We start from the raw sequence: 13,414 nt of genomic DNA, 5'->3' as shown, positions 1-13,414 counted from the left end.
CCGTTCACGCCTTGAGCTTGTAGCCGAAGCCGCGGACCGTCTCGATGCGGTCCTGCCCGACCTTCGTGCGCAGCCGCTGCACGTGGACGTCGACGACGCGGGTGTCGCCGCCCCAGCCGTAGTCCCAGACGCGCTCCAGGAGCTTGTCGCGGGAGAGCACGGTGCCCGGCGCGGACGAGAACTCCAGGAGCAGGCGCATCTCGGTCGGCGTCAGGGCCACGGTCGTGCCGTCCTTGCGCACCTCCATGCCCTCGGTGTCGATCTCCAGATCGCCGAAGTGCAGGACGCCGCCGTCCGCCCCGGCCTCCTCACCGGAGGCGGGCGCGGCCGAGCCGTGCCCGCCGGCGTGTCCGAAGCGGCGCAGCACGGCGCGGATGCGGGCGACGAGGACCGCGCCGTCGAACGGCTTGGTCACGTAGTCGTCGGCGCCCGCCTCCAGGCCGAGCACCACGTCGATGGAGTCGGCGCGCGCCGACAGCATGATCACCGGGACGGTCGACTCGTCGCGGATGCGGCGGCACAGCGAGACGCCGTCCAGGCCCGGCACCATCACGTCGAGCAGCGCGATGTCCGGCTGGTTCGCGCGGAACGCCTCAAGGCCCGACAGGCCGTCGGGCATGGCGGTCACCACGAAGCCGTCCCGCTCCAGGGCGAGCTGGGTGGCCTCGCGGATGACGTCGTCGTCCTCGACGAACAGGACGTGGGTCTGTTCTGCCATCGGAAGTCTCAGTCCTTCTCAGTACGTGCGGTGCGTCAGGTGCGTCGGGTGCGTCGGGTGCGTCGGGTGTGGTCGTACGGTCGTGCGGTCGGTCCGCGGCGGGTCAGTCCGCGGCCGACGGTTCGGTCGGCTCGCCGCCCACCGAGTTGTTGAAGTCGCTGCGGGTGCGCTCCGTCTCGGTGAAGTGGTTCGACGACCAGTGGTACGTGATCACTTCCTCGCCCGACGGGTAGGCCACCGAATCGCCCTTCTCGTACATCTGCTTCGTCACGACCAGGTCGCCCCTGTCGATCTCGGCGTAGACGGACGCGGGCTCCTCGGCACTGAAGACATTCTCGTACTTATCGCCCTCGGCGCGATACACGTAACTGCCGATGCCGACGGCGTCCGCGCAGGTCTGCACGTTCACCACGACATCGGCCGAGGCTCCTCCGGTCAGGTTCCCGTAGGTCACGTCGATCGGGTAGGAGTCACCGGCGCACGGCTTCAGGTCCCGCTTGACGGCCGAACTCACCTTCGGGTCGTCCTTGACGAGACGGACCGCGTCGATCTTCTTCGGGGGCACGGCGGCCGACGGTGCGGGCGAGGGCGACGAGGAGACCACCGGTTCGCTGCGCGCGGGACCCTCGTCGCGCGCGCCGGCGCCGCCCGTCGAGCAGGCGGCGAGGGAAAGGCCGAGAGCGGCGAGCACGGTCACCACCGTGCTCGCCGCCTTTACGCTTCGTCTGGCCTCAGGGCCTAGGCCGCGCAACGCTCCCGCTCCTCACGTTCGAACGCGCGGGCATCCAGGTCGCGGCTCTCCAGCTCCTGGCGGAGCCGGGCGAGCGCCCGGTGCAGCGTGCTCTTGACCGTTCCGGCCGACATGCCGAGCGCGGCGGCCGTCTCCTCTGTGGACATCTGCTCCCAGTGTCGCAGCACGACCACGCTGCGCTGCTTGGGTGCGAGGACCTTCATGATGTCCATCAGCAGGGCGCGGTCGGCGTGCTGCTCCGTGGAGTCTTCCACGGACGCGTCGGGAAGCTGCTCGGTGGGCACCTCTTCGAGCTTGCGGGCGCGCCACCACTCCGTACGGGTGTTGATCATGACGCGGCGGAGGTAGGCGTCCGCGAGGCGCTTGTCGGCTATGCCGTCCCAGCGGCCGTACGTCCGTACGAGCGCGGTCTGCAGCAGGTCCTGCGCGTCCACGGGGTCGGGAACCAGGCGCCGGGCACTGCGCAGCAGGGCGTCCTGCCGAGTGCGGACGTACTCTTCGAACTCGAGCACCTCGCCGTGCGCCATATCCAACCGCCTCCGTTCCATCCCCAAATGCGTGACCGCGGCCCTTGCCGAGCGGCACGTCAATGAAGCTACGGAGGCGTTGTCACGAGGTTGTGCGGAGCAGCCAGCGGCGGGCGCACGGCTGTGCGTAGGTTGTGTAACAGATGTAGGACCCACATAAAGATCGCCGTGAAACCGCAGGTGAGCGATGGTCTATGGGTCTTACACGGGCCTATCGGCGGTTATGGGGGCGATGGGGCGATTACGTGAGCGGCAGCCGGTAGTGCCCGTCCGCCAGCGGCTCCACGAGCCCGTCGGCGACCAGACCGTCCAGCGCGCGGGCCCGCTGCACCGGCTCGTCCCACACCCGGTCGAGCGCGGACTGCGGCACCGCGGCCACCGCCTCCCGCAGCACGGCGAGCAGCTTGCCGCGCACCTGACGGTCCGTGCCCGCGTACGTCTGGCCGCGCCGCGCCGGGCCCTCGTGGGCGGGCTTGCCCGCCGCACGCCAGGCGCACCGCGCGGCGATCGGGCACTTCGCGCAGTTCTCGTTCTTGGCCGTGCAGACCAGGGCGCCGAGCTCCATCGAGGCGGCGGCCCAGCGGGACGCGGTCCGCTCGTCCTCGGGCAGCAGGGCGCGGGCCAGCTTGCGCTCGGCTGCCGTGGTGGCGTTCGGCGGGTACTGGGCGCCGGTCACGGCGCGCGCGAAGACCCGCCGCACGTTCGTGTCGAGCACGGCGTGCCGCTGCCCGTACGCGAAGGAGGCCACGGCGGCCGCCGTGTACTCCCCGATGCCGGGCAGCGCGAGCAGCTGGGAGTGGTGCGCGGGGACGTCGCCGCCGTGCCGCTCCGTTATGGCGGTGGCCGCGCCGTGCAGCCGCAGGGCGCGGCGCGGATAGCCGAGCCGTCCCCAGGCGCGGACGGCCTCGCCCGGCGCCTCCTTGGCGAGGTCGGCGGGGCGCGGCCAGCGGGCGAGCCACTGCTCGTACACGGGCAGCACCCGGCTGACGGGCGTCTGCTGGAGCATGAACTCACTGACCATCACGCCCCACGGCCCGGCGTCCGGGCGCCGCCACGGCAGATCACGGGCGTGCGCGTCGAACCAGGCGATGACGGGGGTGTGCAGGGTCGCACCGGGAGCGTCGATGGCGTCGAGGCCGTCGCGCGCTGCGGCGGCGTCGTTGGCGTCGGGGGCGGTCGGCGTGGGCTTCGTGGGCGCAGTCATGGCAGATCCGATCCTGCCACGGGGGTGGCGGGGGACGACACAACCGCGCGGCTCGGGCGGGGGGTTTCGCGCGCTCCAGGGTCGCGGGGGGCACCCCTGACGATCGGCAGGGGTGCCGGGGTGGGGGCGGACAGTAGCGTCGGGGGAGTGAACAGACGTACCGGGGACGCGCTCCTCGCGGTGGCCCTCGCCGTGCCGGTCGTGTCCGTGGACCGGATCGGTCTGAACGAGCCGAGCACGCTGCCGCGGCAACTGGCCGCGCTCGCCGTCCTCGGGTGCGCCGTCGCCGTCCGCAGGCGCGCACCGGTGCTCGCGTTCCTGCTCGCCGCGGCCCTCGGCCTGGTCACCGCCTCCTCCCTCTTCACGCTCTCCTACGGCCCCGCCTTCGCCCTTTTCGCACTCCTTCTGGGCCGCCGCGCGGACCGGGTACGGCCCGCCCTGCTGGCCTTCGCCGCCCTCGCGGTCGCCGGTACGGCCAAGATCGCGGTACGGGACGTGGACCCCGTCGTCGAGTGGCTCGTCCTGATGGGCACGCTCATCTTCGGCGCGGTCTTCCCCTGGCTCGCGGGCCGCTACTGGCGCCAGGCGCGCGAACTGGCCGCCGCGGGCTGGGCGCGCGCCGACCAGCTGGAGCGCGAGCAGCGCATCGTCGCCGACCGGGCACGGCTGCGCGAACGGGCCCGCATCGCCCAGGACATGCACGACTCGCTCGGCCACGAACTGAGCCTGATCGCCGTCCGTGCGGGCGCCCTCCAGGTCGCCCCCGGCCTGGAGCGCGAGCACCGCGACGCGGTCGCCGAGCTCCGCGCGGCCGCGTCCGACGCCACCGGACGGCTGCACAAGATCATCGGCGTACTCCGTGACGAGGGCGACGAACAGGCCCCGCTGGCCCCCGCGGGCGAGAGCGTCACGGCGCTGGTGGAGCGCGCGACGGAGTCGGGTCTTGAGATCACCTGTCTCCGCGCGGGAGCGGACGGCGAGGGCGGTGCGCGGGAGCAGGGTGAGGCGCGCGGCCGGGAGTTGACCGGACGCACCGTGTACCGCGTCGTCCAGGAGGCGCTGACCAACGCCGCCAAGCACGCGCCGGGCGCCGCCGTCACCGTCGAGATCGCGCACGACGCCGGCACGACGACGGTCACCGTCACCAACGGCCGCCCCGGCGAAGCGGGTTCACCGGCCGTCCGCGCCCCGCTGTCCGGCGGCGGCACGGGCCTGCGCGGGCTGCGCGAGCGCGTCACCGACCTCGGCGGCACCCTGGACGCGGGCCCGCACGGACCCGGCTACCGGCTCACCGCGCGCCTGCCCGCCCGCGGCATCGACCCCGCGGCCGGCCACCCCGAGGCCCGCCTCACGCACGCGCGCCGCCGCACCCTGCTGGCCTTCGGCGCCGCCGTCGCGACCGGGGCGCTGCTCGTCGGCGGGACCTTCGCCTGGTACGCGTACTCGCGCACGCACTCCGTCCTCGACCCCGCCGACTACGCCCGGCTGCGCGTCGGCGAGAGCCGCGCCGACGCGGCCGGGGTCCTGCCGGACAGGACGGTCTCCGACCCGCCCCTGGAACGCGCGCCGAGCCCGCCGCCGGAGGGCGCCGAGTGCCTCTACTACCGGGCGGACGGCGAACTCTTCACCGCCGTACGGCACTTCAGGATCTGCTTCGGCGGGCGCGAGGGACGCGTCGTGGACAAGGCCGTGATCCCCACGGCGGGTGAGATGGACGAGTTCCGGGAGGAAGAGAAGGAATGGCTGCGGTGAGCGATACGGACCGAACGGACCGGGCGGACCGGGCGGGCGGGGCGGACCAGGGGGAGCGGGCGCAGCGGGCGATCCGGGTGCTGCTGGCCGACGACGAGGCCATGATCCGGGCGGGCGTGCGCGCCATCCTGGCCGCGGGCCGGGACATCGAGGTGGTCGCGGAGGCCGCCGACGGCCGCGAGGCCGTCTCGCTCGCGCAGGCCCACCGTCCGGACGTGGCGCTGCTCGACATCCGCATGCCGCGCCTCGACGGGCTCGCCGCGGGCGAGGAAATCGTCCGTACGGTGCCGGGCACGGCGGTCGCCATGCTGACGACGTTCTCCGAGGACGCCTATGTGGCACGGGCGTTGAGCGGCGGGGCCACCGGATTCCTGCTGAAGTCCGGCGATCCGCACGAACTCATCGCGGGCGTACGGGCGGTGGCGGGCGGCGCCGCCTTCCTCTCGCCCAAGGTCGCGCGGCACGTCATCGACGGCTACGGCGCGCGGCGCGTCGGCCGCGGCGCCACCGCGCGGGCCCGCGTCGGCGGCCTCACCCCGCGCGAACGCGAGGTGCTCGGCCTGGTCGGCGCGGGCCTGTCCAATCCGGAGATCGCGGCCCGGCTGCACCTCGTGGAGGGCACGGTCAAGGCGTATGTGAGCGCGGTCCTCGACCGGTTGGAGGTCAAGAACCGCGTCCAGGCGGCGATCGTGGCGTACGAAGCGGGGCTCGTCCCCGACGCGGACTGAGCCCTGCCCGGCCGGTCAGCCGTTGTACTGCTGGGGGTCGTGGCGCGGGTCGTGGCGCGGGTCGTGCCGGGGGTCGGTACGGGGCAGCGCCATGGTGGGGTTGTCGGCCGGGGGAGTCCAGGCGGCGGGCTGCTGGTTCTGCTGGTTCGGCTGCTGCGGCTGCTGCGGGTTCTGCGAGTGCTGCTGGTGCTGCGGGTGCTGGTACTGCGAGTGCTGGTACGGCTCCTGGTACTGCTCCTGGTGGTGCTGCGGGGCGTGCGGAGGCGTGCCGGGAGCGCCCGCGCTGTGCCGTCCGCGCTGGCCCGACGTGTCGTACGCCGCGGGCCCCGGGCCCGCGAACCACCGCACGATTCCCGTGGACGAGCCGCGCATCGCGTCGAAGAGCCGGGCCGTGGGGCGCGTGCAGATCCGTACGAGCAGGAACGCGACGAGCGCGCCGAGGACCAGACCGACCGCGACGTCGTGCGGGTAGTGCACGCCGACGAAGACCCGCGAGAACGCCATGAGCACGGCCATCGGGACCGTCAGCGCGGCGATGCGCGGCCAGGCGAGCGCGAGGCCGATGGCGGCGGCGCCCGCGATCGTGGAGTGGTTGCTCGGGAAGGACCAGTCGCCGTGCGGCGGGCACTCCACGAGCGGGGTCAGCGCGCCGGCGACCGCACGGCAGGGCCGTTCCTCGTCGACCACCGACTTGAACAACTCGCTGCACACGTACGCCACCGCGGTGACCAGCGGAGCGAGCACCGCGACGGCCACGGCGCGGGACTCCCCGCTCCTGGCCCGCCACCAGGCGACGATGAAGAGCACGCCGAAGAGCAGCAGTCCGAGCTCCGTCCACACCTCGGCCAGGTGCTGGAACCACGAGGGCGTGTCGTGGGCGAACTCGGTGATATCGCGGTAGAGATCGTCGGTCATGGTGTCCATGATTACGGACGGTACGGAGTGCCGCCGAATCGTCACATCTGGCGATCGACCGGTGACGCACCCTGACGATGGACAGGGTCCCGAGCCGCCCGCGGGGGTGTAAGGGGCGGTTCCGGGATGATGATCCGCAAACTTTGTCGGTCAGGGCGGCGGGTGGGGCAGGAGAAGTGCCGGATCTCTCGTAAGGTTTGGGCGTGGGATCTCTGCGCAATCCGGTCGGGCCGCTTCCCTCCACCATCTACTGGCGTCGGAGGGCCGTTCTGCTGTCCGTGCTCGGACTGCTGGTGCTCCTCGTCGTCTGGGTCGTCGTGTCCGGCGGCGGGGGCGGGAAGAACAGTGCCGATGGCCCCGGCGGCAACGGCCCCGCCACCTCCATCACCCCAGGACCCTCCGAGTCCGGACCCGCGATCAGTGAACACCCGGGCGGGCGGGACGAGTCGAGCGAGGGCTCGGGATCGGCCGGATCGGGTTCGGGCTCCGGCGGCGGCTCCGGGTCGGGGTCCGACGAGGGCTCGGGCGGATCCGGAGGATCGGGCTCGGGCGGCGGCGGATCCGACGACGGCGCCAAGGGCGGCGGCGGCTCGGGCGACCGGCTGCCCGCCGGGTCGAGCCTGCCGAACTGCACCGCGGGTGACGTGAAGTTGAAGGTGCGCAGTGTCCGCAACGCGTACGAGATCGGCGAGAAGCCGAAGTTCGAGCTGATCGCGGAGAACGGCGGCGGCAAGGCCTGCAAGCTCGATCTCGGCGGCAAGGGCACGGTGGTGACGATCACTCAGGCCGACGGCGACAAGGAGTTCTGGTCGTCCGACGACTGCCCGTCGGGCGGCGGCAGCCTGCTGCTGAAGGTCCCGGCGGAAGGCCGCGTCACACACGCGGTCGAGTGGGACCGCCGGGCCAGCGAGCCGCACTGCGCGACGCCTCCGGCGGGGAGCGCGGCCCCCGGCACGTACCTCGTGGAGGCGAAGGCACCGGGTCTTGGCGCGGCACGGGCTTCATTCGTCCTGGAGAAGGACTGACCGTCTCTCAAGGGCCCCGTAGGGGGCCCGCAAGGGGCGCGGGGACTGAGTGACGCGCCCCTTAAGGGGCGCGGGGAACTGCGCGGCCAGTCCCGACGAACCCGCGGGCGCCCGGCGGCCGACGCAAGACGCCCGACACGACACCCCGTCCGAGAAGAACCGGCCCCACGGGTCTCACCCCGTGCCCCGCCAACGCCGAAGGCTAGACGTAGCGCTCCAGGATCGAGGATTCCGCCAGCCGCGAGAGCCCCTCGCGGACACTGCGGGCGCGGGCCTCGCCGACGCCGTCCACCGTCTGGAGGTCGTCGACGCTCGCGGCGAGCAGCTTCTGGAGGCCGCCGAAGTGCTCCACGAGGCGGTCGATGATGGCTCCGGGCAGCCGGGGCACCTTGGCCAGGAGGCGGAAGCCCCGCGGGGAGACCGCGGAGTCGAGCGCCTCGGGCGAGCCCGTGTAGCCCAGCGCCCGCGCCACCGTGGGCAGTTCGAGGAGCTCGGCGTGGCTGAGGGAGTCCAGCTCGGCGAGGGCCTCGTCGACCGTGCGGGAACGTTTGGCGGTCGGCTCCGGGACGTAGTCCCTGACGACCAGCTCGCGCTCGGGCTCCACGCCCGCGATGAGCTCGTCGAGCTGGAGGGCGAGCAGCCGCCCGTCCGTGCCGAGCTCGACCACGTACTCGGCGATCTCCGTGGCGATGCGGCGGACCATCTCCAGGCGCTGGGCGACCGCGGTGACGTCCCGCACGGTCACCAGGTCCTCGATCTCCAGGGCGGAGAGCGTGCCCGCCACCTCGTCGAGGCGGAGCTTGTAGCGCTCCAGGGTGGCGAGTGCCTGGTTGGCGCGGGAGAGGATCGCCGCGGAGTCCTCCAGGACGCGGCGCTGACCGTCCACGTAGAGGGCGATCAGGCGCATCGACTGGGAGACGGAGACGACGGGGAAGCCGACCTGCTTGCTCACGCGGTCCGCCGTGCGGTGCCGCGTGCCCGTCTCCTCCGTGGGGATCGTCGGGTCCGGCACCAACTGCACGCCGGCCCGCAGGATCTTGGTGATGTCCTTGTCGAGGACGATGCCGCCGTCGAGCTTGCACAGCTCGCGCAGGCGCGTCGCGGTGAACTCGACGTCCAGGATGAAACCGCCGGTACACATCGACTCGACGGTCTTGTCCCAGCCGAGGACGATCAAGCCGCCGGTGTTGCCTCGGAGGATGCGCTCCAGTCCGTCGCGCAGTGCCTGGCCGGGCGCGACGGCGCTCAGGGAGGCGCGCATCAGCCCATCGGCACCGGAGCTCCCGCCGGGCTTGCCGGGGTTCGCTGCCCGGTCGTTGGCTGCCACTGCACTCCCTCGGTCGCAGGTTGTCCAGGTCTCCGCCGGGCGCCGCTCCCTGCGGAGCGCACGCCGTGCTTCGTACGGATGGGCGAGACCAGGGCAAAGTCTACCGGCGCTCTTCGTCCTCCCGTGGGGCCTCTCGGCGACGCGACCTCGGAAGGACACGCAGGGCGTCCCCCATGTCGGCGACTTCGATGACCTTCATACCAGCGGGGATCTTCCCCGGATCGGCCGGTACGAGCGCGTGGGTGAAGCCGAGCCGGTGCGCCTCCGCCAGCCTGCGCTGGACGCCCGTGACCCGTCTGACCTCGCCCGCCAGGCCCACTTCTCCGATCGCGACGAGATTCTTGGGGAGCGGGGTGTCGCTCGCGGCGCTGGCCAGGGCGAGCGCGACGGCGAGGTCGGCGGCGGGCTCGGTGAGCTTCACGCCGCCGACCGTCGCGCTGTAGATGTCCCGCTTGCCGAGTGCGGTGATCCGGCCGCGCTGCTCCAGGACGGCCAGCATCATCGAGACGCGGGAGGTCTCCAGGCCGGAGGTGGTGCGGCGGGGGCTGGGGATCTGCGAGTCGACCGTGAGCGCCTGGACCTCGGCGACCAGGGGGCGGCGGCCCTCCAGGGTGACGGTCAGACAGGTGCCGGGGACGGGCTCGGCGCGGCGGGTGAGGAAGAGGCCGCTGGGGTCGGCGAGGCCGGTGATGCCCTCGTCGTGCAGCTCGAAGCAGCCGACCTCGTCCGTCGTCCCGTACCGGTTCTTGACGCCGCGGACCAGGCGCAGGCGCGCGTGCCGGTCGCCCTCGAACTGGAGCACCACGTCGACGAGATGCTCCAGGAGGCGGGGGCCCGCGATCGCGCCGTCCTTGGTGACGTGGCCGACGAGGAGCGTGGCCATGCCGCGCTCCTTGGAGGCGCGGATCAGGGCGCCCGCGACCTCCCTGACCTGGGCCATGCCGCCGGGCGCGCCGTCGATCTCGGGCGAGGCGACGGTCTGCACCGAGTCGAGGACAAGGAGCGAGGGCTTGACGGCGTCGAGGTGGCCGAGGACGGCGGACAGGTCGGTCTCGGCGGCCAGGAACAGCTGGTCGTCGATGGCGCCGATGCGGTCGGCGCGCAGCCTGACCTGGCTCGCCGACTCCTCACCGGTCACGTAGAGCGTGCGGTGGTCCCCGCTGGCCGCCTTCGCCGCGACGTCCAGGAGCAGCGTGGACTTGCCGACGCCGGGCTCGCCCGCGAGCAGCACCACGGCGCCGGGGACCAGACCGCCGCCGAGCACCCGGTCCAGCTCGGGCACGCCGGTGGTGCGCGCGGTGGCCTGGCGGACGTCGACCTCGCCGATCGGGACGGCGGAGGAGGTGACGCGGCCGGGGGCGGTGGTGCGGACGGCGGGCGCGCCGTACTCCTCGACCGTGCCCCAGGCCTGGCATTCGGGGCAGCGGCCGAGCCACTTGGCCGTCTGCCAGCCGCACTCCGTGCAGCGGTAGGAAGGCCGGTCCTTGGTGGATTTCGTACGGGCAGCCATGGTCGGAACCGTAGCCGAGCCCACTGACAACGCGGTCCGCCGCTGCGCCGTCGGTCCTTTTGCTCGCCCCGTGTACGAGCCAAGGCCACGGAATGAAGGGTTCCTGTCCCCTTTTGAGGGATCTGTTCACCCGTAAGGATTAAATGTGCTCAAGAGGGCGGAAGGGGCCTGCATCATCCGCCTAACTTCGCACGGGTGATGAGCAGCAGGCCGGAAACCCCCGCGAACGCAACCGGCGCACACCGGGCGCACCGTGACGCGCGCAAGCGCGTGGTGCCCCGACAGGCGCCCCGCACGACTCCGCCCGCGCGCTACGAGCCGTGTCTGGACGGCCTGTTCACGTACTGCCTCTCGGTCCTCTGCGACCACGACGCGGCGACCGCGGCCCTGGGGGACGTGCTGCACCTCGCCGAACGCAGGGGCTCGCGCGGCCCCGGCTCCGACGGCGAACTGCGGGCCTGGCTCTACGCGCTCGCGCGCTGGGTCTGCCTGCGCAGGCTCGCCGAAGCCAAGCGGAAACGCCAGGGCGTGCACGCGGCGGGTCCGGGCACTTCGCGCACCGGTGCGCCGGGACCGGCCACCGGCGCGCCCGGATCCGCCACGGCCGATCCGCGCGCCCCCAAGTCCTCCGAAGCAACCACTTTGTCGGAGGACGCCGAGCGGCACCGCCGCCGCGAACTCGCCCAGCTGGCCTGGCCGGAGGCCGCGGGCACGACCCCCGAGCAGCGCGAGGCGCTCGAACTGGCGGTGCGCCACCAGCTCGCCCCCGCCGAGGTCGCCGCCGTGCTCGGCCTGGAACCCGCGGAGGCCCGCGACCTGCTGGCGTCCGCCGCCTGCGAGGTGGAGCGCACCCGTACCGCGCTCGCCGTCGTGGAGACCGGCAGCTGCCCCATCGTGGCCCGCCTCACCGGCGACAACCAGCTGCTGCTCGGCACGGCGCTGCGCCAGGAGCTCGTCCGGCACGTCGACGACTGCCCGCGCTGCCGCCGCACCGCCGAGCGCGCGGGAGCGGGCGCCTGGCCGGGCACCGCCGCCAGCCCCGCCGCGCTGCCCGTCGTCGAGGCGCCCCGCTCCGCCCTGCACATGGCGATGGCGCACGTCCCACGCGCGCGTGGCGGGGGTCCGCGCTACGACCGGCGCGGTTTCCCGATGGATCCCAAGGACCACGCCGCGCGCCGCGACCGGCTGCGCGCGCGTGCCGTCACCACGACCGTCGTCGCCACCGTGGTGGCCGCCCCGGTGCTCGCCCTGTGGGCCGCCTACCGGGGAGCGCCGCTGACCGGCGAGGGCCACGACGGCCGCTCGGTCACCGCCAGTGAGGCGGACGGCCCTGATGGGATCGGCGGCGACCGCCGCGGCTACGAGAACGCGGGCAACGCGCGTACGGGCCCCGACTCCCGCTTCACCGCGGGCAGCCGCTCACCCGACGTCTCCGTAGAGGTCATCAGCGGCGGCGGCGCGCCCTCGCGCTCCTCCACGGGCCCCGGACGCCTCACCGTGGAGGCCCAGCCGAGCGGCGACACGACCCTCATCACGCTGACGGCGTCCGGCGGTTCACCGGTCCGCTGGTCGGCGAGCGAGGGCGCCTCCTGGCTCTATCTCAGCCGCTCTTCGGGAACGCTCGCGCCGGGAGAGTCGTTCACGATCCAGGTGTACGTCGATCACGACCGCGAGCCGTCGGGCCACTGGCGGGCGCGGGTGTCCATCGCGCCCTCGGGCGCGGTCATCTCCATCGACGGGTTCGGCGACGGGGGGCGGCCGCCCAGCCATCCCGGGCCGCGGCCCACGCCGAGCGATCCGACGCCGACCGACCCCGGGACCTCCGATCCGGGGCCAGGACCCGACCCGACGCCGACCCCGTCCGACCCGGAGCCGACGCCCACCCCGTCCGATCCGACACCGACGCCCACGCCGACCCCGTCGGATCCGGGGCCCTCCGACTCGTCCCCGCCGCCCAGTGACGGCGGGGGGCCGAGTCCCGGCTGAGTGCCATGAGGGCCGGTTCGCCTCTCACGGGGACTTGCGAGGAGCCCTCTACGGCTTCGGGTCCGCCGGATGCGGTGCCAGGAGCGGGAGTTGGGACGCCAGGCGCTCCTCGCAGAGTTCGACCAGGCGGTCGTAGCCCTCCTTGCCCATCAGTTCGATCAGCTCGGGGCGGTAGGAGACGTACACCGGGTCGCCCGCGCCGTGCGCCGACGTCGCCGACGTGCACCACCAGTGCAGGTCGTGGCCGCCGGGACCCCAGCCACGCCGGTCGTACTCACCGATCGACACCTGGAGCACCCGCGTGTCGTCCGGCCGGTCGATCCAGTCGTACGTCCTGCGCACCGGCAGCTGCCAGCAGACGTCCGGCTTGGTCTCCAGGGGCTCGCGGCCCTCCTTCAGCGCCAGGATGTGCAGCGAGCAGCCCGCGCCGCCGGCGAAACCGGGACGGTTCTGGAAGATGCACGAGCCCTGGTACGGACGGGTCTGGCGGTCGCCGTCCTCGTCCGTGGAGACCCAGCCGCTCTCCCTGCCGACGTCGTGGTGCTGCCAGATGTCGGGCGTGAGCCGCTCGACGAACCCGGCGACCCGCTTCTCGTCGTCGTCGTCCGAGAAGTGGGCACCCAGCGTGCAGCAGCCGTCGTCGGCGCGGCCCGCCTGGATGCCCTGGCAGCCGCTTCCGAAGATGCAGGTCCAGCGAGAGGTCAGCCATGTCAGATCACATCGGAAGACCTGCTCGTCGTCCGCGGGGTCAGGGAACTCCACCCAGGCCCGCGCGAAGTCCAGACCCTTCTCGTCCGGTCCCGGCTTCCCCTGCTTCTTCGACTTCTTCTGCTCGGGCGACTTCGTCGACGGCTTCCCCGACTTCGATTTGTCGGTCTTCGCCTTTTTCGTCTTTGGCACGTCTCCAGGGTATGCGTGCGCAGGACCGCCCGAAGACCGCCGAGCGCCCCACTCGGCGTAGCGTTCCGTAT

General features: G+C 73.1%; 11 protein-coding genes and 1 pseudogene. 4 read left to right on the top strand and 8 right to left on the bottom strand.

Annotated features, from left to right (window positions below; all coding sequences use genetic code 11):
* Positions 1 to 4: 4 nt before the first annotated feature.
* From cseB to ACIO9J_RS42010, 4 genes are all read right to left on the bottom strand, one after another.
* A complete protein-coding gene (gene cseB, locus ACIO9J_RS42025; protein WP_402010856.1) occupies positions 5 to 718 on the bottom strand; it encodes a two-component system response regulator CseB in 714 nt (237 codons plus the stop codon).
* Between the two features lie 103 nt (positions 719 to 821).
* Positions 822 to 1,469: a hypothetical protein gene (locus ACIO9J_RS42020; protein ID WP_402010854.1), complete on the bottom strand. Its 648-nt coding sequence runs from the start codon at positions 1,467 to 1,469 to the stop codon at positions 822 to 824.
* On the bottom strand, positions 1,457 to 1,996 hold the full coding sequence (locus tag ACIO9J_RS42015; protein WP_055552579.1) for a SigE family RNA polymerase sigma factor: 540 nt from the start codon (positions 1,994 to 1,996) through the stop codon (positions 1,457 to 1,459). Before ACIO9J_RS42015 ends, ACIO9J_RS42020 begins: the two co-directional genes overlap by 13 nt.
* A gap of 241 nt (positions 1,997 to 2,237) precedes the next feature.
* Positions 2,238 to 3,200 (bottom strand): A/G-specific adenine glycosylase, encoded by a 963-nt coding sequence (locus ACIO9J_RS42010; RefSeq protein WP_402010853.1) that lies wholly within the window; start codon positions 3,198 to 3,200, stop codon positions 2,238 to 2,240.
* 147 nt (positions 3,201 to 3,347) lie between these two features.
* Between ACIO9J_RS42010 and ACIO9J_RS42005 the strand changes: the two genes are divergently transcribed.
* Together ACIO9J_RS42005 and ACIO9J_RS42000 are read left to right on the top strand one after the other, a co-directional pair.
* A complete protein-coding gene (locus tag ACIO9J_RS42005) occupies positions 3,348 to 4,952 on the top strand; it encodes a sensor histidine kinase (protein ID WP_402010851.1) in 1,605 nt (534 codons plus the stop codon).
* 101 nt (positions 4,953 to 5,053) lie between these two features.
* A complete protein-coding gene (locus tag ACIO9J_RS42000) occupies positions 5,054 to 5,680 on the top strand; it encodes a response regulator (RefSeq protein WP_402010943.1) in 627 nt (208 codons plus the stop codon).
* Positions 5,681 to 5,968: 288 nt separating this feature from the next.
* Here ACIO9J_RS42000 and ACIO9J_RS41995 read toward each other — a convergent pair.
* A pseudogene (locus tag ACIO9J_RS41995) lies at positions 5,969 to 6,604 on the bottom strand (phosphatase PAP2 family protein); the annotation flags it as partial.
* 194 nt (positions 6,605 to 6,798) lie between these two features.
* On the opposite strand from ACIO9J_RS41995, the gene ACIO9J_RS41990 reads away from it, so the two are divergent.
* Positions 6,799 to 7,620 (top strand): hypothetical protein, encoded by an 822-nt coding sequence (locus tag ACIO9J_RS41990; protein ID WP_402010849.1) that lies wholly within the window; start codon positions 6,799 to 6,801, stop codon positions 7,618 to 7,620.
* A 202-nt stretch (positions 7,621 to 7,822) separates the two neighbouring features.
* Here the strand turns inward: ACIO9J_RS41990 and disA are convergent, their stop codons facing one another.
* Together disA and radA are read right to left on the bottom strand one after the other, a co-directional pair.
* On the bottom strand, positions 7,823 to 8,947 hold the full coding sequence (gene disA, locus ACIO9J_RS41985; protein WP_402010847.1) for a DNA integrity scanning diadenylate cyclase DisA: 1,125 nt from the start codon (positions 8,945 to 8,947) through the stop codon (positions 7,823 to 7,825).
* Between the two features lie 100 nt (positions 8,948 to 9,047).
* Positions 9,048 to 10,457 carry a DNA repair protein RadA gene (gene radA / locus ACIO9J_RS41980; protein WP_402010845.1) on the bottom strand — a complete coding sequence of 470 codons (1,410 nt, stop codon included), beginning with the start codon at positions 10,455 to 10,457 and terminating at the stop codon, positions 9,048 to 9,050.
* A 198-nt stretch (positions 10,458 to 10,655) separates the two neighbouring features.
* On the opposite strand from radA, the gene ACIO9J_RS41975 reads away from it, so the two are divergent.
* Positions 10,656 to 12,443: a hypothetical protein gene (locus tag ACIO9J_RS41975; RefSeq protein ID WP_402010844.1), complete on the top strand. Its 1,788-nt coding sequence runs from the start codon at positions 10,656 to 10,658 to the stop codon at positions 12,441 to 12,443.
* A gap of 48 nt (positions 12,444 to 12,491) precedes the next feature.
* On the opposite strand, the gene ACIO9J_RS41970 is transcribed toward ACIO9J_RS41975, so the two are convergent.
* Entirely contained in the window at positions 12,492 to 13,343 is an 852-nt protein-coding gene (locus tag ACIO9J_RS41970; protein ID WP_402010842.1) for a hypothetical protein, read from the bottom strand.
* Positions 13,344 to 13,414 lie beyond the last annotated feature (71 nt).

Source organism: Streptomyces sp. NPDC087300, assembly GCF_044744425.1.
GTDB lineage: Bacteria > Actinomycetota > Actinomycetes > Streptomycetales > Streptomycetaceae > Streptomyces.
The sequence above is the reverse complement of the archived record's forward strand: the minus strand, read 5'-3'. Positions and strand labels throughout refer to the sequence as shown.

Coding starts and splice junctions, on each gene's coding strand:
- ACIO9J_RS41975 (WP_402010844.1), top strand. CDS start 10,656: ATGAGCAGCAGGCCGGAAACCCCCGCGAACGCAACCGGCGCACACCGG.
- ACIO9J_RS42000 (WP_402010943.1), top strand. CDS start 5,054: ATGATCCGGGCGGGCGTGCGCGCCATCCTGGCCGCGGGCCGGGACATC.
- cseB (WP_402010856.1), bottom strand. CDS start 718: ATGGCAGAACAGACCCACGTCCTGTTCGTCGAGGACGACGACGTCATC.
- ACIO9J_RS42015 (WP_055552579.1), bottom strand. CDS start 1,996: ATGGCGCACGGCGAGGTGCTCGAGTTCGAAGAGTACGTCCGCACTCGG.
- ACIO9J_RS42010 (WP_402010853.1), bottom strand. CDS start 3,200: ATGACTGCGCCCACGAAGCCCACGCCGACCGCCCCCGACGCCAACGAC.
- radA (WP_402010845.1), bottom strand. CDS start 10,457: ATGGCTGCCCGTACGAAATCCACCAAGGACCGGCCTTCCTACCGCTGC.